This is a genomic window from Pseudomonas sp. UBA6315, assembly GCF_002438125.1.
GTDB lineage: Bacteria > Pseudomonadota > Gammaproteobacteria > Pseudomonadales > Pseudomonadaceae > Aquipseudomonas > Aquipseudomonas faucium.
This window is the reverse complement of sequence record NZ_DJTF01000203.1, coordinates 1-20543: the sequence shown is the minus strand read 5'-3', so window position 1 is coordinate 20543 and position 20543 is coordinate 1. Positions and strand designations below refer to the sequence as shown.

Below are 20543 nucleotides of genomic sequence, written 5' to 3'. Positions count from 1 at the left end.
GTTTTTCGCGAGAAACTCGTTTGGCTTCAAACACTTGGCTCGCTGCGATCTCTCGTAGCGGGAGGCGAATCATGCAGCGTTTAGAAGCGCTGTCAACCACCCTTTCAACCGCTATCGATCAGATGATCGAAGCACCTCCAGCACTACCTGGATTAAGTAACTCATTGAATCTCAAGGAGTTTCTCGTTCCGACTACGCTGGAAGTGGGGCGCATTATAAGGGGATTCGAAAGCCCGTCAAGGCTTAATTTCAAGAAACCTTAATATTGCTGAAAAACAAAGCGGGGCGGCCAAATGGCCGCCCCGCTTCTATTATAGCTACAGCAACTGCCGATCACTCAGCCTTGAGTGTCACCCGGCCAAATGCCTTCTTGCCCGCCTGGCACACATGGGTCGCACCCAGCGCGAACACGAAGTCGCGATCAACCACAGCACCGTCGACCTTGACCGCGCCGCCATTGAGCAGGTCCCGCGCCATTGCCGAGTTCTTCACCAGGCCCGCGCGGTTCAGCACGGCAGCGATCGGCAAGCTTTCTGTTGCGCCAACTTCGATCTCAGGCAAGTCTTCCGGAAGCTCGCCCTCCTTCATGCGATTACCCGCCGCGCGATGCGCATTGGCCGCCGCTTCTTCACCATGGAAGCGCGCAACGATCTCCTCGGCCAGCTTGATCTTGATGTCACGCGGGTTGGCACCATTGGCCACGTCGGCACGGAACTGCTCGATCTCTTCCATCGAACGGAAGCTCAGCAGCTCGAAGTAACGCCACATCAACGTGTCCGGGATCGACACCAGCTTGCTGTACATCACCCCAGGCGCTTCCTGGATACCCACATAGTTGCCCAGCGACTTGGACATCTTCTTCACGCCGTCGAGCCCTTCGAGCAGCGGCATGGTCACGATGTTCTGCGCTTCCTGGCCGTAAGCGCGCTGCAATTCGCGGCCCATCAGCAGGTTGAACTTCTGGTCGGTACCACCCAGCTCCACGTCGGCCTTCAACGCTACCGAGTCGTAGCCCTGCACCAGCGGATAGAGGAACTCGTGGATGGCAATCGGCTGGTTGGTGGTGTAACGCTTGTCGAAGTCATCACGCTCGAGCATCCGCGCAACGGTGTACTGCGAAGCCAGGCGAATGAAGTCGGCCGGCGTCAGCTTGTCCATCCAGGTGGAGTTGAAGGCGACCTCGGTCTTGGCCGGGTCGAGGATCTTGAACACTTGCTGCTTATATGTCTCAGCATTGTCCAGCACCTGCTCGCGCGTCAGTGGCGGGCGGGTGGTGCTCTTGCCACTCGGGTCACCGATCATCCCGGTGAAGTCACCAATCAGGAAGATCACCTGATGCCCCAGTTCCTGGAACTGGCGCAACTTGTTGATCAGGACCGTGTGGCCAAGGTGCAGGTCCGGCGCAGTCGGGTCGAAGCCTGCCTTGATGCGCAGAGGTTGGCCGCGCTTGAGCTTCTCCACCAGTTCCGACTCGACCAACACTTCTTCCGCACCGCGCTTGATAAGCGCCAGCTGCTCTTCAACCGACTTCATAAACAGACCCGCTAGGCTCAGATTCAAGGGGAGCCAACCATACAAGATCGGCCATCAAATACAAGTTTCGCAATGGAATGTGACCTGACCGCAGCTTTGCGGCGTCTACGCGCCCTTGCGTGAAAGTGGATTTGGTTATATTTTATACAGTTATTTCATCTTCATCATGTCATTCATCTTTTCCATATTCACTTTTCTTCAAAGTCACCTTACCTATGACCAACGAAACGCCTAAAGCGCCCCCGCTTTATCCGAAAAGCCATCTGTTGGCCGCCAGCGGCATCGCCGCTCTGCTCAGCCTGGCCCTGCTTGTATTTCCGTCCAGCGAAGTCGAAGCAAAGAAGACCACCCTCAGCCTGGAACTAGAAAGCCCGGCCGAACAACTGAAGGACGAGTCCAAGGCCGCGCCACTGGTGCAGGTCGAAGGCGGTCAAGGCACCCCCTTCGCGCAGATCGAAGGCGCCGAACCCACCACCGAACAAGCCGCTCAGGAAGCTCCCGCTGCCGAGCAGAAACCCGAAGCCAAGGACCCCAGCCATCGCGAAGTGACCGTTGCACGCGGCGACACCCTGTCGACGCTGTTCGCCAAGGTCGGCCTGCCGACCAACGCGGTGCATGACCTGCTGGCCAGCAACAAGCAGGCCAAGCAGTTCAGCCAGCTCAAGCACGGCCAGGTGCTGCAGTTCGAACTCGACAAGGATGGCCAACTGGCCAGCCTGCACAGCAAGGTCAGCAACCTCGAAACCATTCGCCTGACCAAGACCGCCAAGGGCTACGCCTTCGATCGTGAAATCAGCAAGCCGGTGGTACGCACCGCCTACGCCCACGGGGTGATCAAGAGCTCGCTGTCGGCCTCGGCCCAGCGCGCCGGGCTTTCCCACAGCATGACCATGGACATGGCCAAAGTGCTTGGCTACGACATCGACTTCGCCCAGGACATCCGCCAGGGCGACGAATTCGACGTGGTCTACGAGCAGAAGGTCATGGATGGCAAGGTGGTCGGCACCGGCAACATCCTCTCTGCGCGCTTCACCAACCGCGGCAAGACCTACACCGCCGTGCGCTACACCAACAAGCAGGGCAACACCAGCTACTACACCGCTGACGGCAACAGCCTGCGCAAGGCCTTCATCCGTACCCCGGTCGATTTCGCCCGCATCAGCTCGCGCTTCTCCGCCGGGCGCAAGCACCCGATCCTGAACAAGATCCGCGCCCACAAAGGCGTCGACTACGCCGCACCACGGGGCACGCCGATCAAGGCCGCCGGTGATGGCCGCATCGAGCTGGCCGGCCGCCGCGGGGGTTACGGCAACACCGTGATCATTGCCCACGGCAACAGCTACAAGACCCTCTACGGGCACATGCAGGGCTTTGCCAAGGGTATCAAGACCGGCAGCAGCGTGAAGCAGGGCCAGATCATCGGTTACATCGGCACCACCGGCCTGTCCACCGGCCCGCACCTGCATTACGAGTTCCAGGTCAACGGCGTGCACGTCGATCCATTGAGCCAGAAGGTGCCGATGGCCGACCCGATCGCCAAGGCCGAGCGCCAGCGTTTCCTGCAGCAGAGCCAACCCCTGATCGCCCGTATGGACCAGGAAAAGGCCACCATGCTCGCAGCGAACAAGCGCTGACCCCATGGCGCTCTACCTGGGGGTGATGTCCGGCACCAGCCTCGATGGGCTGGACATTGCACTGATCGAGCAAGGCGAGCAGCCGCTACTGCTCGCCACCCATTACCTGCCCATGCCGCCCGAGCTGCGGCGCGACCTCCTGAGCCTGTGCAGCAGCGGCCCGGACGAGATCGCACGCGCCGCGCTGGCAGAAAACCGCTGGGCGAGCCTGGCGGCCGAAGGCATCCAGCACCTGCTGGCGCAGCAGGGCCTGGGGGCTGACGCCATCCGCGCCATTGGCAGCCATGGCCAGACCATCCGCCATGAGCCTGCCCGCGGCTTCACGGTGCAAATCGGTAACCCGGCCTTGCTCGCCGAGCTCACCGGTATCAGCGTGGTTGCCGACTTCCGCCGCCGCGACGTGGCAGCGGGTGGCCAGGGCGCGCCGCTGGTGCCCGCCTTCCACGAGGCGCTGTTCAGCCACCTGGGCAAGCAGCTGGCGGTGCTCAATGTCGGGGGTTTCAGCAACCTGAGCCTGATCGAGCAGGGCAAGCCGGTGCACGGTTTCGACTGCGGCCCTGGCAACGTATTGCTGGACGCCTGGGTCGAGCGCAAGCGTGGCCACATCTATGACGCAGACGGTGCCTGGGCAGCCAGCGGCGTGGTACAGGCCGATTTGCTCAGGGCACTGCTGGGCGACCCGTTCTTCGCCGGCAGTGGCCCCAAAAGCACCGGCCGCGAAGTGTTCAACCTACCCTGGCTGGACGGCCACCTCGCCCGCCTGCCCGCCTACCGGGACGAAGACGTCCAGGCCACGCTGCTGGAGTTGACCGCGCGCAGCATCATCGATGCACTGCTCAACGCCCAGTCAGGCACGCAGGCCCTGCTGGTGTGCGGCGGGGGTGCCCGCAACGGTGCGCTGATGGCGCGGCTTGCCGGGCTGCTGCCCAATGCCCAGGTCACCAGCACCGGGGCACAGGGCGTCGACCCGGACTGGGTCGAGGCCATGGCCTTTGCCTGGCTGGCCCATTGCTGCCTTGAAGGCATCGCCGCCAACCGCCCCAGCGTCACCGCAGCCAAGGGGCTACGAGTACTTGGCGCAATCTACCCGGCCTGACAGGCTACGCCACAAAGCAAAACGCCGCGCAAATGCGCGGCGTTTTCGTATCGCCCGGCTTCAGATCGAGAACGAGGAGCCACAGCCACAGGTAGTGGCAGCATTCGGGTTCTTGATCACGAAGCGCGAACCTTCCAGGCCTTCCTGGTAGTCCACCTCGGCGCCAGCCAGGTACTGGTAGCTCATCGGGTCAACCACCAGGGACACGCCTTCGCGCTCGACGATGGTGTCATCCTCGGCCACGTCTTCATCGAAGGTGAAGCCGTACTGGAAGCCCGAACAGCCGCCACCGGTCACGAACACGCGCAACTTCAGGCGCTCGTTGCCTTCTTCGGAAACCAGGGTCTTGACCTTTTGCGCTGCCCCTTGGGTGAATTCCAAAGCCGTGGGGGTGAAGGTTTCGACGCTCATGTAGATTCTCCCGGCGCAGTGCCGCCTTAAAACTCGATGACGCGCATTATCCGCTTCTCCGAGAAAATCGGTCAACAATTGTGCGGCTTTAGTCGCGGCAAACAAAAAGGCCCGCACGCGGCGGGCCTCTTCGACGAACCTGGGCTTACGGCAGCAGGCCGGCGTGCGACAGGCCCATGCGCTCGTCCAGGCCGAACAGGATGTTCAGGTTCTGCACGGCCTGGCCGGAAGCGCCCTTGACCAGGTTGTCGATCACCGACAGCACCACCACCAGGTCGCCGCCCTGTGGGCGATGAACGGCGATGCGGCAGACGTTGGCACCGCGCACGCTGCGGGTTTCCGGGTGGCTGCCCGCTGGCATCACGTCGACGAACGGCTCATCGGCATAGCGCTTCTCGAACAGCGCCTGCAGGTCGACCGAAGTATCGACGACGTTTGCGTACAGGGTGGCGTGGATGCCACGGATCATCGGCGTCAGGTGCGGCACGAAGGTCAGGCCGATGTCCTTGCCGGCAGCCAGGCGCAGGCCTTGGCTGATTTCCGGCAGGTGGCGGTGGCCCTTGACCGCATAGGCCTTCATGCTTTCGCCGGCCTCACAGAACAGCGAGCCCACGGCGGCACCGCGCCCTGCCCCGCTGACACCCGACTTGCAGTCGGCGATCAGGCGCGACGGGTCGGCCAGGCCAGCCTCGAGCAGCGGCAGGAAACCCAGCTGGGTGGCGGTCGGATAGCAACCCGGCACGGCGATCAGGCGCGCCTGGCGGATCTTCTCGCGGTTCACTTCAGGCAGGCCGTAGACCGCATCCTTGAGCAGCTCAGGGGCGCCGTGCGGCTGGCCGTACCACTTGCCCCACTCGGTGGCGTCCTGCAGGCGGAAGTCGGCGGACAGGTCGATGACCTTGGTGCCGGCCGCCAGCAGCTCGCCAGCCAGGGCGTGGGCAACACCGTGCGGGGTGGCGAAGAACACCACGTCACAGGCTGCCAAAGCCTTGCTGTCCGGCACGCTGAAAGCCAGGCCGTCGTAGTGGCCGCGCAGGTTCGGATACATGTCGGCGACCGCCACGCCCGCTTCGGAACGCGAAGTGATGACCGCCACTTCGGCCTGTGGATGCTGTGCCAGCAGACGCAGCAGTTCGACGCCGGTGTAACCCGTGCCGCCGACGATACCGACCTTGATCATAACGCTTGCCCCTTTATCAACGAGCCGACTGGAAAGCGCACGATAATAGGGGCGCAGGGCGCCTGTAACAACTCTTCGGGTGACCCTCCGGGCATTTGGCCTCTACTATCTGACCACCGTGAAAACCTGAAGGAACTCCCTCCATGCTCTATCTATGGATCAAAGCGCTGCACATCGTCAGCGTGGTCTGCTGGTTCGCCGGCCTGTTCTACCTGCCTCGCCTGTTCGTCTACCACGCCCAGAGCGAGGACAGCATCAGCCGGGAACGCTTCATCACCATGGAGCGCAAGCTGTACCGCGGCATCATGAACCCGGCGATGATCGCCACCTATGTATTCGGCGCCTGGATGCTGTACCTCACCCCCGGCTGGCTGAGCCAAGGCTGGCTGCATGCCAAGCTGACCCTGGTGATCCTGCTGACCGGCTACCACCATGTGTGCGGCGCCCAGCGCAAGCGCTTCGCCAGCGGCACCAATACCCGCAGCCATGTCTACTACCGCTGGTTCAACGAAGTGCCGGTGCTGTTCCTGCTGGGCATCGTGATCCTCGTGGTGGTCAAACCGTTCTGACGCACACCCCTCTGCACTGGAGCCTTGCCCATGTCTTTGCCTGCCTCGCTCGAACAACGCCTGCGCTTGCCGGTGGTCGCTGCCCCCATGTTCCTGATTTCCAACCCTGATCTGGTCCTGGCCTGCTGCGGCAACGGCATCGTCGGCAGCTTCCCTGCCCTGAACCAGCGCGACAGCGCCGGCTTCAAGGCCTGGCTCGAAGAGATCGAGGCTGGCCTGGCCCAGCTGCATGAGCCCGCCCCCTACGCCGTCAACCTGATCGTCCACCCCACCAACCCGCGCCTGCAGGCCGACCTGGCACTGTGCGTCGAACACCGCGTGCCGATTGTCATCACCAGCCTCGGAGCGGTGAAGGAAGTGGTGGATGCGGTGCACAGCTACGGTGGCCTGGTGTTTCACGACGTGACCACCCGCCGGCATGCCGAGAAGGCCGCCGAGGCGGGCGTGGATGGGCTGATCGCCGTGGCGGCGGGCGCTGGCGGGCATGCAGGCACCTGGAGCCCGTTCGCCCTGGTGGCCGAGATCCGCCAGTTCTTCGACAAGACCTTGCTGTTGGCCGGCTGCATCAACCACGGCCACGAAATCCTCGCAGCCCAGTTGCTGGGCGCAGACCTTGCCTACATGGGCACGCGCTTCATCGCCACCCGCCAGAGCCGTGCGCAGGAAGCCTACAAGCAGATGCTGCTCGACGCCCATGCCGCCGACATCATCCACACCCCCGCGGTTTCCGGCATTCCGGCGAGTTTCCTGCGCCCGAGCCTGGAGCAGGCGGGCTACGACATGGCGGCACTGAAAGCCGGGCACGAACAGGGCAAGCTCAAGCCACTGGACGACGAGGCGAAGGTCTGGAAGACCGTCTGGTCCGCCGGCCAAGGCGTCGGCGAAATCCATGACCTGCCCGACGCCGCCGCGCTCATCCAGCGCCTGCAAGGCGAATACCGGGCAGCGCTGAACCGCAGCCAGGCATTGAGCGTCAAGGCCCTGTAGCAAAAGGCAACACCTTGCCCGGCCAAGTTGTACACTAGGCGCCCTCTTCAGCCCCCAGGAGCCTTGCATGACCCGTTACGCCATGATCACCGGTGCTTCCAGCGGCCTGGGCCTGGCCCTGGCGGAAGCCCTGGCGCGGCGCGGGCGCAACCTGATCCTGGTGGCACGCCATCGCGAGACCCTGGAGCCGGTGGCCATCGAGCTGACCCAGCGCTTCGGCGTCGAAGTGCTGTTTCGCGCCTGCGACCTAAGCCAGCCACTGCGCCTGTCAGGCTTCGTACTGGAGCTCGAGGAAGGCGAACGGCGCATCGACCTGTTGGCCAATTGCGCCGGCCAGCGCACCTACGGCCCGTTCCTGGCCCACGAATGGGCCGATGAGCAAGACCTGCTGGAGGTCAACATCCTGGCCCTGAGCCGCCTGTGCCATGCCATCGGCAACCTGATGGCGGTGCAGGGTGGCGGGCAGATCCTCAATGTCGCCGGCCTTGCGGCAGCGGCACCCGGCCCCTGGATGGCCACCTATGCGGCGAGCAAGGCCTACGTGCTGAACTTCAGCGAAGCGCTGCGCGAAGAGCTCAAGCCCACCGGCATCAAGGTTTCGGTGTTATGCCCAGGCCCGGTGCGCTCGGCGCTGCGGCGCATTCCCCGGCTCGACGGCAACAGCCGCTGCCTGAGCCCCGAGGAAGTAGCCCTGTATACCGTGCGCGCCCTGGCAAAGAACCGCGCGCTGATCATGCCGGTGCGCCGCAACCGCTGGCTGGCCTTTGCCCCACGCCTGATGCCGCGCTGGCTGGCGCGCAAGCTGGCAGGCTTCATCCACCGCCGTTACTGCCCGGTCGGCATGGAATAGCCACTGGGCGAGCGGCGCACGGCTGAGTACACTCGGCCCGACCCTCACCATGGAGCAAGTGCTGTGGACGATCTATTCCTCAAAATCATCAACCGGGAAATCCCGGCGGATATCATCTACGAAGATGACCAGATCCTGGCCTTCAAGGACATCGCCCCAGCGGCGCCGGTACACTTTCTGGTCATCCCGAAGAAACACATCCGCACCCTCAACGACCTGACCGAAGAGGACAAGGCCCTGGCCGGCCATATCCTGTTCACCGCCCAGCGCCTGGCGGTCGAGCAAGGTTGTGAAGAAGGTTTCCGCGTGGTCATGAACTGCAACCCCAAAGGCGGCCAGACCGTCTACCACATCCACATGCACGTGCTCGGCCAGCGCCAGATGAACTGGCCACCGGGCTGACCCAAGGCAAGCCCCTCCCGGGCGATTGAGGTAAACTGTCGGGCATCACTTCAGTGGAGGTGCCCGATGGCCACCGAACGTCACTACTCGCCGCTCGACCGCTTGCTGCTGCAGGCCGATACCGCCATGCGCACCTTGCTACCCTTCAGCGGCCAACCGTCCCGGCCCTCGCCGGCCATCATCCAGCCGGATGTCGAGCTGGACGAAAGCCAGACCCGCCACGTTGCCGGCCTCATGCGCATCAACCATACCGGCGAAGTCTGCGCCCAGGCGCTGTACCAGGGCCAGGCCCTGACCGCCAAGCTGCCGCAGGTGCGCAAGGCGATGGAGCATGCCGCCGAGGAAGAAATCGACCACCTGGCCTGGTGCGAACAGCGCATCCGCCAGCTTGGCAGCCACCCAAGCGTGCTCAACCCGCTGTTCTACGGTATGTCGTTCGGCATCGGCGCACTTGCCGGGCTGGTCAGCGACAAGGTCAGCCTGGGCTTCGTCGCCGCTACCGAGCATCAGGTGTGCAAGCACCTGGACGAACACCTCGAGCAGATCCCCCAGGAAGACGAAAAATCACGCGCCATCCTCGAACAGATGCGCGTGGATGAAGAGCACCACGCCGAATCCGCCCTCGAGGCCGGCGGCTATCGCTTCCCCGCTCCGGTTCGCTTCGGCATGAGCTTGATGGCCAAGGTCATGACCAAGAGCACCTACCGCATCTAAGGGTACGCCCATGACGGACCGCATCGACGCCAAGGACCTGGCGCGCGCCGTGCAAGCCGGCATCCTCCAGCCGGGCCAGGACCAGGCCCTGCTGGACTTCCTGCGCAAGCAACCTGCCGCACGTGGCAACTTCCAGCTGGCTCACGTCGCCTTCTACTTCGGCGCCCTGTTGATCATGGGGGCCATGGGCTGGCTGCTCACCGAAGCCTGGATGCGCATTGGCGACGCCGCCCTGCTGGCCATCGCCACCCTGTACATCGCCCTCATCACCCTGTTCGCCCTGGCCCTGCAAAAGCGCCAGGAACCCATTGCTGCCGGCGTGCTGGCGGCCGTCGCGGTGAGCATCGTGCCGCTGGCCGTGTTCGCCGTCGAACGCCTGGCGGGCTGGTGGCCGCTGGACGATGCGCAAACCGACTATCACCAGTACTACACCTACGTGCAGGGTGGCTGGCTGGTGATGGAGGCGGCCACGGTGCTGGCTGGCCTGCTGATGCTGAGGCTGATTCCCTACCCATTCATCGTGATGCCCATCGCCGTCGCGCTGTGGTTCATGTCGATGGACCTGAGCGAGTGGGTGTATGGCTCACCGTTCAGCTGGGAGCAGCGGCGCACGGTTTCGCTGTGGTTCGGGCTGGGATTGCTGCTGGTATTCGTGCTGGTCGACGGCCGTACCCGCGAGGACTACGCCCATTGGGGCTACCTGGCCGGGCTGGCGGCGTTCTGGGGTGGGCTGACCATGATGGAAAGCGGCAGCGAGCTGGGCAAGGCGCTGTATTGCCTGGTCAACCTTGGCCTGATGGCAATCGCCGTGCTGCTGCGCCGGCCGGTGTTCATGGTGTTTGGCGCACTGGGGGTGGCGGCCTACCTGGGCTACCTGTCTTACGACGTATTTGCCGAGTCACTGCTGTTCCCGGTGGTGCTGACGCTGATCGGGCTTGGCGTGATTGGCCTGGGGCTGGGGTATCAGAAGCGGCGGGAGCGGTTGACCCAGGCGGTCAGGGCTTGGCTGCCGCAATGGTTGCTGGCGGCCTTGCCGGCGTTGCGTAACTGATTTATCAAGTTTGGGCCGCGATCGCGGCCCAAGCTCCGCCGGTTCAACCCAGCTCTACAATCTCGTAGCCGTGGGTGATTTCCACACCGGCGCGCTCCAGCATGATCGACGCCGAGCAGTACTTCTCCGCCGACAGCTCCACCGCCCGCTTGACCTGGGCCTCTTTGAGCCCACGGCCCTTGACCACGAAGTTCATGTGGATCTTGGTAAAGACCTTCGGGTCTTCACTAGCGCGCTCGGCTTCCAGGAAGGCTTCGCAGCTTTCCACCGCCTGGCGGGACTTCTTCAGGATGCTCACCACATCGAAGCTGCTGCAGCCACCCAGGCCGAGCAGGAGCATTTCCATCGGGCGCACGCCCAGGTTGCGGCCGCCAGCCTCGGGCGGGCCATCCATCACCACCACGTGGCCGCTCCCCGACTCGCCGAGGAACATCGCTTCACCGGCCCACTGGATGCGTGCCTTCATCTGTCCGTACTCCTGGAATTCGCAAAAGGGTGTCAGCTTAAGCCTTGTATGGCTGTCGGAAAAGCTCAATGCGCGTCGCATTTGTGCCGAAACATCCTGCAGTGTCTGATAAGCTGGCGCCAATTGAATGGCGCGCAGCGTCAATCAATGACTAACAAGAGCCTATGCCTCGCAACGAACAGGATTTCGTGATGGTTGCCTCAGCCCTACCCGCCAAGATCAAGAACATCGACAAGCTGCTGGTGCACTGCCAGCGCCGCCGCTACACCGCCAAGAGCAACATCATCTGCGCCGGTGATCGTGCCGAAACCTTGTCGTTCATCATCAAGGGCTCCGTGACCATCCTGATCGAAGACGACGAAGGCCACGAGATGATCATCGCCTACCTCAACAACGGCGATTTCTTCGGCGAACTCGGGCTGTTCGAACCTGCCGACAGCGACCAGCAGCGCAGCGCCTGGGTGCGGGCCAAGACCGAATGCGAAGTGGCAGAAATCAGCTACGACAAGTTTCGCGAACTGACCCGCCATGACCCGGAAATCCTCTACGCTCTCGGCAGCCAGATGGCCCAGCGCCTGCGCAATACCACGCGCAAGGTCGGCGACCTGGCGTTCTTCGATGTGACCGGCCGAGTGGCGCGCTGCCTGCTCGACCTGTGCAAGCAGCCAGATGCCATGACCCACCCGGACGGCATGCAGATCAAGATCACCCGTCAGGAAATTGGCCGCATCGTCGGTTGTTCCCGGGAAATGGTCGGCCGCGTGCTCAAGGATCTTGAAGAACGCAGCCTGGTGCAGGTCAAGGGCAAGACCATGGTGGTCTACGGCACCCGTTAATCCCTGGGCAGCGCCGCCAGGACTTCGCGATATGCCTGGGACAGGCGCTCGAACCAGGGCGCCTGGGGCACCACTTCATGCAAGGCGATATGGCTGTCGGCGCGGCAGCGCTGCTCCAGTTCGCAACACTCGTTGAAGCGGTTGACCGCCGCGACCATCGATTCGCGCTCGTTGTCCAGCAGCAGCGCGCCATGCACCAGCACCACCGGGCGCTTGCCGCCCAGCCCCTGGCGCCAGCGCTGGGCCGTACCGACCAGCTTGCGGCCATTGAGGTTGACGTTGTAGCGGCCATCGCAGAAGGCGCCGTCGATTTCGCCCACCGATGCCACGCCACCCCACTCGCGCAGTACATCGCACAGCGGCAGGCACAGGCGCTCGTAGGCGTTTTCGATGCGGCCGTGGTCGCCTTCGCTGCGCGGGGCGACATAGACCAGGGCCACGTTCACCGTCGAATGCGACTGCGGTACCGGCTCACCGCCGGTTTCGCGCAACAGCACCGGCCAGCCGGCAATTGCCAGCTCCGCGCACGCGGCTTCGAAGTTTTCCAGGCGGCTCATGCGCCGGGGCATGACCAGGGCGTGGTCAGTCGGCCGCCAGAACAGCACGCCGCATTCCTGATCGCCGCGGCAGACGGCGGCCAACAGCTCCTGTTCGGCATGCAGGCCTTGTTCGACGGTGAGGGCCAGGGGTTGATCGATCATTGATCCACCTTTCATGTTGTTTTCCCTGGCCTCTTCGCGGGGCAAGCCCGCGCCCACAGTGACACTCCAGTTCCTGAGTGCAGCAAGATCCTGTGGGAGCGGGCTTGCCCCGCGAAGAGGCCAGCACAGACAGACAAAAAAGCCGGCATAAAGCCGGCTTCGTTTCAATCAGTCCAATTGCTGAACGGTCTTCTTCACCTGCTCGGGGAAGAACAACCGCTGCAGCTCCAGCCCAGGCTGTTCGGCCCGCATGAATGCCTCGCCGACCAGGAACGAGTAGACCTCGTTGATTTCCATCAGCTCCACATCGGCGCGGTTGAGAATCCCGCTCTCGGTAATGGCCAGACGGTCACGCGGAATGCGCGGCAGCAGGTCGAGGGTGGTTTCCAGGCTGACGTCGAAGGTATGCAGGTTGCGGTTGTTGACCCCCACCAGCGGCGTATCGAGGGTTTTCAGCGCGCGGTCCAGCTCATCGCCATCATGCACTTCGACCAGCACGTCCAGGCCGACGTCCTTGGCGGTGGCGGCCAGCTCGGCCATCTTCACGTCATCCAGCGCCGACACGATCAGCAGCACGCAATCGGCGCCCAGGGCACGGGCCTCGACGATCTGGTACGGGTCGACCATGAAGTCCTTGCGGATCACCGGCAGCGAAACCGCAGCGCGGGCCTGCTGCAGGTATTCATCGGCGCCCTGGAAGTAATCCACGTCGGTCAGCACTGACAGGCAAGTCGCGCCGCCCTTTTCATAGCTGACGGCAATCTCCGCAGGCACGAAGTGCTCGCGGATCACCCCCTTGCTCGGCGAAGCCTTCTTGATTTCGGCAATGACCGCCGGCTGCTTGCGCTTGGCCTGTTCGATCAGCGCATTGGCGAAACCGCGCGGCGCATCGGCAGCCTTGGCCAGGCGCTCCAGTTCGGCAAGGCTGACGCGGGCGCTGCGCTCGGCCACTTCCTGGAATTTACGGGCAATGATCCTTTCCAGCACCGTCGGCACACTCATGCTTCGTTCTCCACCTTGAATACCGCCGTGAAGGCTCCCAACTCCTGCAGTTTCTCCCAGGCCAGGCCGGTGTGCAGGACGTCGTGGGCCAGTTCCACACCCGACTTGAGGCTCATGGCGTGGTCGGCGGCATACAGCGCCGCGCCCGCGTTGAGCACGATCATCTCGGCCGCTTTCTGGCCGTTTTCGGTCTTGCGTCGGCCCAGGGCATCGCGGATCAGCTCCAGCGACGCCTGCGGGCTCTCGACGGCCAGGCCGTGCAGGCTCTGGCTCTTCATGCCGAGGTCTTCAGGCTCGACCCAGTATTCGCTGATCTGGTCATTTTTCAGTTCGGCGACGAAGGTCGGCGCGGCCAGGCTGAACTCGTCCAGGCCGTCCTTGGAGTGCACCACCAGCACGTGCTTGCTGCCCAGGCGCTGCAGCACCTCGGCCAGCGGGCGGCACAGCGCCTGGGTGAACACGCCCACCACCTGGTGCTTCACACCGGCCGGATTCGTAAGCGGGCCAAGCATGTTGAACAAGGTGCGCAGGCCCAGGTCGCGGCGCGGGCCGGCGGCGTACTTCATGGCGCTGTGATGGCTTTGCGCGAACATGAAGCCGATGCCGAGGCTGTCGATGCAACGCGCAACCTGGGTTGGCGTCAGGTTCAGGTAAATACCAGCGGCTTCCAGCAGGTCGGCGCTGCCGCTCTTGCCGGACACCGCGCGGTTGCCATGCTTGGCGACCGGGCAACCCGCTGCCGCCAGAACGAACGACGAGGCGGTGGAAACGTTGAAGATGTTGGCGCCGTCACCGCCGGTACCGACGATATCGACCACGCCATCGAGGTTTTTCAGCTCGACCTTGTCGGCCAGCTCGCGCATCACCGAGACGGCACCGACGATCTCGTCGATGCTCTCGCTCTTCATGCGCATGCCCATCAGGAAGGCGCCAATCTGCGCTTCGCTGCACTGGCCGGTCATGATCTGGCGCATGACGCCGCGCATTTCCTCGGTGCTCAGGTCCAGGTGGCCGACGATACGGCTCAACGCGCTCTTGATATCCATGTTCGATCCTTAGCGGCGGCCGCCGGTCTGCTTGAGGAAGTTGGCGAACAGCTCGTGGCCCTGCTCGGTGAGGATGGACTCGGGGTGGAACTGCACCCCTTCGATATTCAGCGTCTTGTGGCGCAGGCCCATGATCTCGTCGACCGAGCCATCATCGTGGGCGGTCCAGGCGGTCACTTCCAGGCAGTCGGGCAGCGTCTCGCGCTTGACCACCAGCGAATGGTAGCGGGTCACCGTCAGCGGGTTGTTGAGGCCGGCGAACACGCCGAGGTCGCGGTGCTGCACCGGGCTGGTCTTGCCATGCATCACCTGGCGCGCACGCACCACGTCACCGCCAAAGGCCTGGCCGATGGACTGGTGGCCAAGGCACACGCCCAGGATCGGCAGCTTGCCGGCAAAATGCAGGATGGCCTCGATGGAAACACCCGCTTCGCTGGGCGTGCACGGGCCAGGGGAGACGACGATGCGCTCGGGGTTGAGGGCTTCGATCTGGGCGATGGTCATTTCATCGTTGCGAATGACCTTCACCTCGGCACCCAGCTCGCCCAGGTACTGGACGACGTTGTAGGTGAATGAGTCGTAGTTGTCGATCATCAGTAACATCGGTTGAACCTCTTGAATCTACTGACTTTGAATTCGAACCTTCCCCGGCCACGCACGTGGGCAGTGGATGTTTAAGCAAACGGGAAGGTAAACGGGGGCGGGCCGGACGGGCCGGCAGGAGATAAAGTCAGGCGCGCCAACGCCAACGGGCGTGGGCCTTGATTACGCGCATCAAGAGTTTACTGACGATCAACACAGGATAGGTCTCGCTCATACGTTCCGGCACAGTAGCCTACCGGCGCGACGGGCGCAATATGCCCGTAAACACGGGGAAACGAATGGACTTGGGAGCCATGCCCGACGATTTGCTAAGGTCGATCAGTTGTTCCCATAAAAACAATGAAAAGGATGTTCATCGATGCGCAAAGCACCGCTGCTGCGTTTCACCCTCGCCTCCCTGGCCCTCGCCTGTGGCCAGGCCCTCGCCGCCCCCTCGCCCTACTCCACCCTGATCGTGTTCGGCGACAGCCTCAGCGATGCCGGGCAATTTCCCGACCTGGCAGGCGGTACGCCAGGCGCCCGCTTCACCAACCGTGACGCACAAGGCAACTTCGCGCCGGTGTCGCCGATGATCCTTGGCGGCAAACTGGGCTTCGGCGCCAGCGAACTGGGCCCCTCGACCTCACCCGGCAACGCGGCCCGGGGCCTTCCCGATGGCAACAACTGGGCCGTTGGCGGCTATACCACCGGGCAGATCCTGGCATCGATCACCGACACGTCCGAAACCGTGATCCCCCCGGGCCAGCAAGGCGCTGGCACGGTACTTCGCGACCGGCCGGGCTACCTTGCCAACGGCCAGCGGGCCGACCCCAATGCGCTCTACTACCTGACCGGCGGTGGCAATGACTTCCTCCAGGGCCTGGTCAACTCACCGGCCGACGCTGCAGCCGCCGGCGCGCGCCTGGCGGCCAGTGCCCAGGCCCTGCAGCAGGGCGGCGCCCGCTACATCATGGTGTGGCTGCTGCCCGACCTGGGCCAGACACCCAATTTCAGCGGCACGCCCATGCAGAACCCGCTGTCGCAACTTTCCGCCGTGTTCAACCAGTCACTGGTCAGCCAGCTCAATCAGGTCGACGCCGAGATCATTCCGTTGAACATCCCGCGGCTGCTGAACGAAGCGCTGGCCAGCCCGGCTGATTTCGGCCTGGCCAGCGGCCAGAACCTGGTGGGCACCTGCTACAGCGGCAACAGCTGCGTGGAGAACCCGGTGTACGGCATCAACGGCCTGACACCCGACCCGACCAAGCTGCTGTTCAACGACTCGGTCCACCCCACCATCGCCGGCCAACAGCTGATCGCCGACTACGCCTATTCGATCCTCGCCGCCCCGTGGGAGCTGACATTGCTGCCGGAAATGGCCCACGCCAGCCTGCGTGCGCACCAGGACGAGCTGCGCAATCAGTGGCAGACGCCCTGGCAAGCGGTGGGGCAATGGCAAGCCTTCGTCAGCACCGGCGCACAAGACCTGGACTTCGACAGCCAGCGCAGCGCCGCCAGTGCAGACGGCCATGGCTACAACCTGACCCTGGGCGGCAGTTATCGGCTCAACGACGCCTGGCGCCTGGGCCTGGCCGGTGGCGTCTACCGGCAGAAACTGGAAGCAGGTGCACAGGATTCGGACTACAAGCTCGACAGCTACCTGGCCACCGCTTTCGCCCAGTTCCGCCAGGACCGCTGGTGGGCGGATGCCGCACTGACGGCCGGGCACCTGGATTATCGCGACCTCAAGCGCACCTTCGCGCTAGGCGTGAATGACCGCAGCGAGAAAGGCGACACCGATGGCGAGGCCTGGGCCGTGACGGGGCGCCTGGGTTACAACCTGGCGGCCGAGGCCAGCAATTGGCAGCTGGCACCGTTCATCAGCGCCGACTATGCGCGGGTGAAGGTCGATGGGTATGACGAGAAGAGCGGGCGCTCGACCGCGCTGGGCTTCGACGACCAGGACCGCACCTCGCGGCGCCTGGGCGTGGGCCTGCTCGGCAGCGTGCAGGTGCTGCCGAGTACCCGTGTGTTCGCCGAGGTGGCGCAGGAGCATGAGTTCGAGGATGACCGGCAGGATGTGACCATGCGCCTGACGACGCTGCCGGCCAACGATTTCACCCTGACCGGGTATACGCCGCACAGCGACCTGACCCGAGCGAGCCTCGGGGTGAGCCATGAGCTGGTGGCGGGGGTGCACCTGCGGGGCAATTACAACTGGCGCAAGAGCGATGAGTTGACCCAGCAGGGGGTGAGCCTGGGCGTCAGCGTCGACTTCTGAAAACAGCTGGGGCCGCAATGCGGCCCCATTCGTGTCATTTGGCAGAGGTCTGCTCGGCCAACGCCACCGCACGGAACATCGCCCGGCGCTTGTTGATGGTTTCTTCCCACTCCAGCGCCGGTACCGAGTCGGCAACGATGCCGCCGCCAGCCTGTACATGCAGTTCGCCATCCTTGATCACCGCCGTGCGAATGGCAATCGCGGTATCCATGTTGCCATTCCAGGCGAAGTAGCCCACCGCGCCCCCGTAGACGCCACGCTTGACCGGCTCCAGTTCGTCGATGATTTCCATCGCGCGGATTTTCGGCGCACCCGACAAGGTGCCCGCCGGCAGGATCGCCCGCAGTGCATCCATGGCGGTCAGGCCCTGGCGCAGCTGGCCGGTGACGTTGGACACGATGTGCATCACGTTGGAGTAACGCTCGATCACCATCTTCTCGGTCAGGCGCACGCTGCCGGTCGACGACACCCGGCCCACGTCGTTGCGGCCCAGGTCGATGAGCATCAGGTGCTCGGCGATCTCTTTCTCGTCCGACAGCAGGTCGTCTTCCAACGCCCGGTCGGCCTCTTCGGTCGCCCCGCGCGGGCGCGTGCCGGCAATGGGGCGCACGGTGACCAGGTTGTCCTCCACCCGCACCAGCACTTCCGGCGAACTGCCAACCACATGGAAGTCGCCGAAGTTGAAGAAGTACATGTAGGGCGTCGGGTTGAAGCAGCGCAGCGCACGGTACAGGTCGATGGGCGCGGCCTTGAAGTCGATCGACATGCGCTGCGACGGCACCACTTGCATGCAGTCGCCCGCCAGGATGTATTCCTTGATGCGCCCTACCGCGTTCTCGTAATCGTCGCGGGTATAGCTGGAGCGGAATTCCGGCTCGGCCGCCATCGGGCCGCTGAGGTCGAGGCCACGGCGCGGCGTGATCGGCTGGCGCAGGGTTTCCAGCAGGCCCTGCAGGCGTGCCTGGCCTTGTTCGAACGCCTGCTCCTGGGCCGGGTCGACCAGCACGATGGCGTGCATCTTGCCCGCCAGGTTGTCGAACACCACCACGGCGTCGGAAACCATCAGCAGGATGTCCGGCACGCCCAGTGGGTCCGGGTTGGGGCTGGCGCCCAGGCGTTTTTCCACATAGCGCACGCAGTCGTAGCCGAAGTAGCCCACCAGGCCGCCGTTGAAACGTGGCAAGCCGGGGATGTCGGCGACCTTGTAGCGGTCCTTGAAGGCTTCGACGAAGGCCAGCGGGTCTTCGACGTCATGGCTTTCTACTTCCACGCCATCCTGGAGGATGCTGACGTGGTAGCCGTGCACGCGCATCACCGTGCGCGACGGCAGGCCGATCATCGAGTAACGGCCCCACTTCTCGCCACCCTGCACCGATTCGAGCAGGTAGGTGTTGGGCTGGTCGGCCAGTTTCAGGTAGATCGACAGCGGCGTGTCGAAGTCGGCCAGGGTTTCGCAGGCCAGGGGAATGCGGTTGTAGCCGGCAGCGGCCAGGCGCAGGAATTCTTCGCGGGTCATGGGTAGCCTCGTGGCAAGCAGCAATAGGGTCGGGCAAGCGGACGGGCCGGCAGGCGCCGGCGGGCAGGAGTCAGGCGCGCCAGCGCCAACGGGCCAGTGCCTTGATGACTTTCATCCAGAATTTGCCAGTGACCGCCACGGGGGACTCTCTGTCTTGTGAGGCTTGAAGGTCCGCCAACGTTATCCCAGTGGCCGGGTCTGCGCAACCGGGCAGCAGCGCGCGCAGGTCGTCGATCACCAGGTTCGGCGATTCTTCATCGATCGGCCGGCCATGGTTGTAGCCATAGCTCAGGCCAACGCACTGCACACCGGCAGCCTTGGCCGCCAGCACGTCGCTGCGCGAGTCACCGACGAACAGCGATTGCTCCGGCGTGACGCCGGCCATTTTCATCACGTGCAGCAGCGCTGCGGGGTCGGGCTTTTTCTGTGGCAGCGTGTCGCCGCCGATGATCCAGCGGAAATAGCGGCCGATCTTCATCTGGTCCAGCAACGGCCCGACGAAGCGTTCGGGCTTGTTGGTGATCAGCGCCATTTCCACGCCCTGCTTGTGCAGCCAGCGCAGGGTGTCCTTCACACCGGGGTAGATGACGGTCAGCCCATGGCTGTCGGCATACGCCTCCATGAACAACGCCAGCGCCTGGTCGGCCAGGGCATCGTCCACCGAAGCGTGCTCGATGCCGCCGGCCAGGGCCCGGCGCACCAGCACCTGGGCACCGTTGCCCACCCAATGGCGCACGGCCTCGAGGCCTGCGGGCGGGCGCCCGAGTTCGAGCAGCATGCGGTCCACGGCGGCGGCCAGGTCAGGTACCGAATCGATCAGGGTGCCGTCCAGATCGAACATCACCAGCCTGGGCAGCGTCCCCGGGAACAGCTGCTCGAAGCCGCTCATGGGCGCGCCTGGGCCAGTTCGGCGCGCATCTTGGCGATGACTTCCTGGTAGTCCGGGGCATTGAAGATGGCCGAGCCGGCGACGAAGGTGTCGGCGCCCGCAGCTGCGATCTCGCGGATGTTGTTGACGTTGACGCCGCCGTCGATTTCCAGGCGGATATCACGGCCACTGGCATCGATCAGGGCGCGGGCCTCGCGCAGCTTGTCGAGGGTGCCGGGGATGAACTTCTGCCCGCCGAAGCCTGGGTTGACGCTCATCAGCAGCACCATGTCGACCTTGTCCATCACGTACTTCAGCGCATCCAGGCTGGTCGCCGGGTTGAACACCAGGCCGGCCTTGCAGCCGCCGTCCTTGATCAACTGCAGCGAACGGTCGATGTGCTGCGAGGCTTCCGGGTGGAAGGTGATGTAGGTGGCGCCAGCTTCGATGAAGTCGCCGATGATGCGGTCGACCGGGCTGACCATCAGGTGCACGTCGATCGGCGCGGTCACGCCGTACTTGCGCAGGGCGGTGCAGACCATCGGGCCGATGGTCAGGTTGGGGACGTAGTGGTTGTCCATCACATCGAAGTGAACGATGTCGGCGCCGGCGGCCAGCACCTTGTCGACGTCCTCGCCCAGGCGGGCGAAATCGGCAGAGAGAATGGAGGGGGCAATAGCGTAGGGCTGCATGGCGCACCTGTTGGCAGAATCACGGTGGCGCGCATTGTAACTCAGGGAATTGGATACAGGCTGATTGGTATCAATCCGTGTCGACGGGTGCCTACTTTGTCTGAACCGGCCTCATCGCCGGCAAGC

The 20543-nt window shown here is 64.0% G+C and carries 22 protein-coding genes; 11 read left to right on the top strand and 11 right to left on the bottom strand.

What is annotated here, in order from left to right; all coding sequences use genetic code 11:
* On the top strand, nucleotides 1-263 hold a 263-nt coding region (locus tag B3E94_RS24465; RefSeq protein ID WP_286915553.1), incomplete at its 5' end, for a hypothetical protein.
* Nucleotides 264-333: 70 nt separating this feature from the next.
* Here the strand turns inward: B3E94_RS24465 and tyrS are convergent.
* Nucleotides 334-1533: a tyrosine--tRNA ligase gene (tyrS, locus tag B3E94_RS24460; RefSeq protein ID WP_176515986.1), complete on the bottom strand. Its 1200-nt coding sequence runs from the start codon at nucleotides 1531-1533 to the stop codon at nucleotides 334-336.
* A 215-nt stretch (nucleotides 1534-1748) separates the two neighbouring features.
* On the opposite strand from tyrS, the gene B3E94_RS24455 reads away from it, so the two are divergent.
* Together B3E94_RS24455 and B3E94_RS24450 are read left to right on the top strand one after the other, a co-directional pair.
* On the top strand, nucleotides 1749-3167 hold the full coding sequence (locus tag B3E94_RS24455; RefSeq protein ID WP_286915552.1) for a peptidoglycan DD-metalloendopeptidase family protein: 1419 nt from the start codon (nucleotides 1749-1751) through the stop codon (nucleotides 3165-3167).
* A gap of 4 nt (nucleotides 3168-3171) precedes the next feature.
* Nucleotides 3172-4263 (top strand): anhydro-N-acetylmuramic acid kinase, encoded by a 1092-nt coding sequence (locus tag B3E94_RS24450; protein WP_286915551.1) that lies wholly within the window; start codon nucleotides 3172-3174, stop codon nucleotides 4261-4263.
* Nucleotides 4264-4323: 60 nt separating this feature from the next.
* Here the strand turns inward: B3E94_RS24450 and erpA are convergent, their stop codons facing one another.
* Nucleotides 4324-4674, bottom strand: a complete 351-nt coding sequence (gene erpA / locus B3E94_RS24445) for an iron-sulfur cluster insertion protein ErpA (RefSeq protein WP_176515990.1) — start codon at nucleotides 4672-4674, stop codon at nucleotides 4324-4326.
* A gap of 145 nt (nucleotides 4675-4819) precedes the next feature.
* Complete coding sequence (argC, locus tag B3E94_RS24440; protein ID WP_019472953.1) at nucleotides 4820-5854, bottom strand: N-acetyl-gamma-glutamyl-phosphate reductase; 1035 nt, start codon at nucleotides 5852-5854, stop codon at nucleotides 4820-4822.
* Between the two features lie 143 nt (nucleotides 5855-5997).
* Between argC and hemJ the strand changes: the two genes are divergently transcribed.
* From hemJ to B3E94_RS24410, 6 genes are all read left to right on the top strand, one after another.
* Nucleotides 5998-6423 (top strand): protoporphyrinogen oxidase HemJ, encoded by a 426-nt coding sequence (gene hemJ, locus B3E94_RS24435; RefSeq protein WP_176515994.1) that lies wholly within the window; start codon nucleotides 5998-6000, stop codon nucleotides 6421-6423.
* Between the two features lie 30 nt (nucleotides 6424-6453).
* A complete protein-coding gene (locus B3E94_RS24430; RefSeq protein WP_236238101.1) occupies nucleotides 6454-7410 on the top strand; it encodes an NAD(P)H-dependent flavin oxidoreductase in 957 nt (318 codons plus the stop codon).
* Nucleotides 7411-7477: 67 nt separating this feature from the next.
* Complete coding sequence (locus B3E94_RS24425) at nucleotides 7478-8260, top strand: SDR family NAD(P)-dependent oxidoreductase (protein WP_286915550.1); 783 nt, start codon at nucleotides 7478-7480, stop codon at nucleotides 8258-8260.
* 63 nt (nucleotides 8261-8323) lie between these two features.
* A complete protein-coding gene (locus tag B3E94_RS24420; protein WP_003255518.1) occupies nucleotides 8324-8662 on the top strand; it encodes a histidine triad nucleotide-binding protein in 339 nt (112 codons plus the stop codon).
* A gap of 66 nt (nucleotides 8663-8728) precedes the next feature.
* Nucleotides 8729-9376 (top strand): 2-polyprenyl-3-methyl-6-methoxy-1,4-benzoquinone monooxygenase, encoded by a 648-nt coding sequence (coq7, locus tag B3E94_RS24415; RefSeq protein WP_286915549.1) that lies wholly within the window; start codon nucleotides 8729-8731, stop codon nucleotides 9374-9376.
* Between the two features lie 10 nt (nucleotides 9377-9386).
* Nucleotides 9387-10427: a DUF2157 domain-containing protein gene (locus B3E94_RS24410; protein ID WP_286915548.1), complete on the top strand. Its 1041-nt coding sequence runs from the start codon at nucleotides 9387-9389 to the stop codon at nucleotides 10425-10427.
* Nucleotides 10428-10470: 43 nt separating this feature from the next.
* Here the strand turns inward: B3E94_RS24410 and B3E94_RS24405 are convergent, their stop codons facing one another.
* Nucleotides 10471-10893, bottom strand: a complete 423-nt coding sequence (locus tag B3E94_RS24405) for an OsmC family protein (RefSeq protein WP_004376171.1) — start codon at nucleotides 10891-10893, stop codon at nucleotides 10471-10473.
* A gap of 191 nt (nucleotides 10894-11084) precedes the next feature.
* On the opposite strand from B3E94_RS24405, the gene crp reads away from it, so the two are divergent.
* Nucleotides 11085-11729, top strand: coding sequence for a cAMP-activated global transcriptional regulator CRP (gene crp, locus B3E94_RS24400; RefSeq protein WP_236238104.1), 645 nt, complete (start codon nucleotides 11085-11087; stop codon nucleotides 11727-11729).
* On the opposite strand, the gene B3E94_RS24395 is transcribed toward crp, so the two are convergent.
* The 4 genes from B3E94_RS24395 to B3E94_RS24380 all read right to left on the bottom strand — a co-directional run bounded on the left by B3E94_RS24395 (nucleotide 11726) and on the right by B3E94_RS24380 (nucleotide 15081).
* Entirely contained in the window at nucleotides 11726-12430 is a 705-nt protein-coding gene (locus B3E94_RS24395) for a lipoate--protein ligase family protein (RefSeq protein ID WP_176516006.1), read from the bottom strand. The two genes, crp and B3E94_RS24395, sit on opposite strands and share 4 nt — an antisense overlap.
* A 168-nt stretch (nucleotides 12431-12598) precedes the next feature.
* Nucleotides 12599-13432 carry an indole-3-glycerol phosphate synthase TrpC gene (trpC, locus tag B3E94_RS24390; protein WP_236238106.1) on the bottom strand — a complete coding sequence of 278 codons (834 nt, stop codon included), beginning with the start codon at nucleotides 13430-13432 and terminating at the stop codon, nucleotides 12599-12601.
* Complete coding sequence (gene trpD, locus B3E94_RS24385; protein WP_176516010.1) at nucleotides 13429-14478, bottom strand: anthranilate phosphoribosyltransferase; 1050 nt, start codon at nucleotides 14476-14478, stop codon at nucleotides 13429-13431. Before trpD ends, trpC begins: the two co-directional genes overlap by 4 nt.
* 9 nt (nucleotides 14479-14487) lie before the next feature.
* Nucleotides 14488-15081, bottom strand: coding sequence for an aminodeoxychorismate/anthranilate synthase component II (locus B3E94_RS24380; RefSeq protein ID WP_176516013.1), 594 nt, complete (start codon nucleotides 15079-15081; stop codon nucleotides 14488-14490).
* A 358-nt stretch (nucleotides 15082-15439) separates the two neighbouring features.
* Here B3E94_RS24380 and estP point away from each other — a divergent pair, with 358 nt between their 5' ends.
* Nucleotides 15440-17341: an esterase EstP gene (gene estP, locus B3E94_RS24375; RefSeq protein ID WP_286915546.1), complete on the top strand. Its 1902-nt coding sequence runs from the start codon at nucleotides 15440-15442 to the stop codon at nucleotides 17339-17341.
* 34 nt (nucleotides 17342-17375) lie between these two features.
* On the opposite strand, the gene trpE is transcribed toward estP, so the two are convergent.
* From trpE to rpe, 3 genes are all read right to left on the bottom strand, one after another.
* A complete protein-coding gene (gene trpE, locus B3E94_RS24370) occupies nucleotides 17376-18857 on the bottom strand; it encodes an anthranilate synthase component I (RefSeq protein ID WP_176516017.1) in 1482 nt (493 codons plus the stop codon).
* Nucleotides 18858-18927: 70 nt separating this feature from the next.
* Nucleotides 18928-19746, bottom strand: a complete 819-nt coding sequence (locus B3E94_RS24365) for a phosphoglycolate phosphatase (protein WP_286915545.1) — start codon at nucleotides 19744-19746, stop codon at nucleotides 18928-18930.
* Entirely contained in the window at nucleotides 19743-20417 is a 675-nt protein-coding gene (gene rpe, locus B3E94_RS24360; RefSeq protein WP_027917448.1) for a ribulose-phosphate 3-epimerase, read from the bottom strand. The genes B3E94_RS24365 and rpe overlap by 4 nt, the downstream gene beginning before the upstream one ends.
* Nucleotides 20418-20543 lie beyond the last annotated feature (126 nt).

What these genes read in the sequence shown, in the direction of transcription:
- B3E94_RS24430 (WP_236238101.1), top strand. Translation starts at nt 6,454, where the DNA reads ATGTCTTTGCCTGCCTCGCTCGAACAACGCCTGCGCTTGCCGGTGGTC.
- tyrS (WP_176515986.1), bottom strand. Translation starts at nt 1,533, where the DNA reads ATGAAGTCGGTTGAAGAGCAGCTGGCGCTTATCAAGCGCGGTGCGGAA.
- B3E94_RS24410 (WP_286915548.1), top strand. Translation starts at nt 9,387, where the DNA reads ATGACGGACCGCATCGACGCCAAGGACCTGGCGCGCGCCGTGCAAGCC.
- trpE (WP_176516017.1), bottom strand. Translation starts at nt 18,857, where the DNA reads ATGACCCGCGAAGAATTCCTGCGCCTGGCCGCTGCCGGCTACAACCGC.
- B3E94_RS24425 (WP_286915550.1), top strand. Translation starts at nt 7,478, where the DNA reads ATGACCCGTTACGCCATGATCACCGGTGCTTCCAGCGGCCTGGGCCTG.
- crp (WP_236238104.1), top strand. Translation starts at nt 11,085, where the DNA reads ATGGTTGCCTCAGCCCTACCCGCCAAGATCAAGAACATCGACAAGCTG.
- argC (WP_019472953.1), bottom strand. Translation starts at nt 5,854, where the DNA reads ATGATCAAGGTCGGTATCGTCGGCGGCACGGGTTACACCGGCGTCGAA.
- rpe (WP_027917448.1), bottom strand. Translation starts at nt 20,417, where the DNA reads ATGCAGCCCTACGCTATTGCCCCCTCCATTCTCTCTGCCGATTTCGCC.
- B3E94_RS24395 (WP_176516006.1), bottom strand. Translation starts at nt 12,430, where the DNA reads ATGATCGATCAACCCCTGGCCCTCACCGTCGAACAAGGCCTGCATGCC.
- trpD (WP_176516010.1), bottom strand. Translation starts at nt 14,478, where the DNA reads ATGGATATCAAGAGCGCGTTGAGCCGTATCGTCGGCCACCTGGACCTG.
- trpC (WP_236238106.1), bottom strand. Translation starts at nt 13,432, where the DNA reads ATGAGTGTGCCGACGGTGCTGGAAAGGATCATTGCCCGTAAATTCCAG.
- B3E94_RS24450 (WP_286915551.1), top strand. Translation starts at nt 3,172, where the DNA reads ATGGCGCTCTACCTGGGGGTGATGTCCGGCACCAGCCTCGATGGGCTG.
- B3E94_RS24455 (WP_286915552.1), top strand. Translation starts at nt 1,749, where the DNA reads ATGACCAACGAAACGCCTAAAGCGCCCCCGCTTTATCCGAAAAGCCAT.
- B3E94_RS24365 (WP_286915545.1), bottom strand. Translation starts at nt 19,746, where the DNA reads ATGAGCGGCTTCGAGCAGCTGTTCCCGGGGACGCTGCCCAGGCTGGTG.
- B3E94_RS24380 (WP_176516013.1), bottom strand. Translation starts at nt 15,081, where the DNA reads ATGTTACTGATGATCGACAACTACGACTCATTCACCTACAACGTCGTC.
- B3E94_RS24405 (WP_004376171.1), bottom strand. Translation starts at nt 10,893, where the DNA reads ATGAAGGCACGCATCCAGTGGGCCGGTGAAGCGATGTTCCTCGGCGAG.
- hemJ (WP_176515994.1), top strand. Translation starts at nt 5,998, where the DNA reads ATGCTCTATCTATGGATCAAAGCGCTGCACATCGTCAGCGTGGTCTGC.
- coq7 (WP_286915549.1), top strand. Translation starts at nt 8,729, where the DNA reads ATGGCCACCGAACGTCACTACTCGCCGCTCGACCGCTTGCTGCTGCAG.
- erpA (WP_176515990.1), bottom strand. Translation starts at nt 4,674, where the DNA reads ATGAGCGTCGAAACCTTCACCCCCACGGCTTTGGAATTCACCCAAGGG.
- estP (WP_286915546.1), top strand. Translation starts at nt 15,440, where the DNA reads ATGCGCAAAGCACCGCTGCTGCGTTTCACCCTCGCCTCCCTGGCCCTC.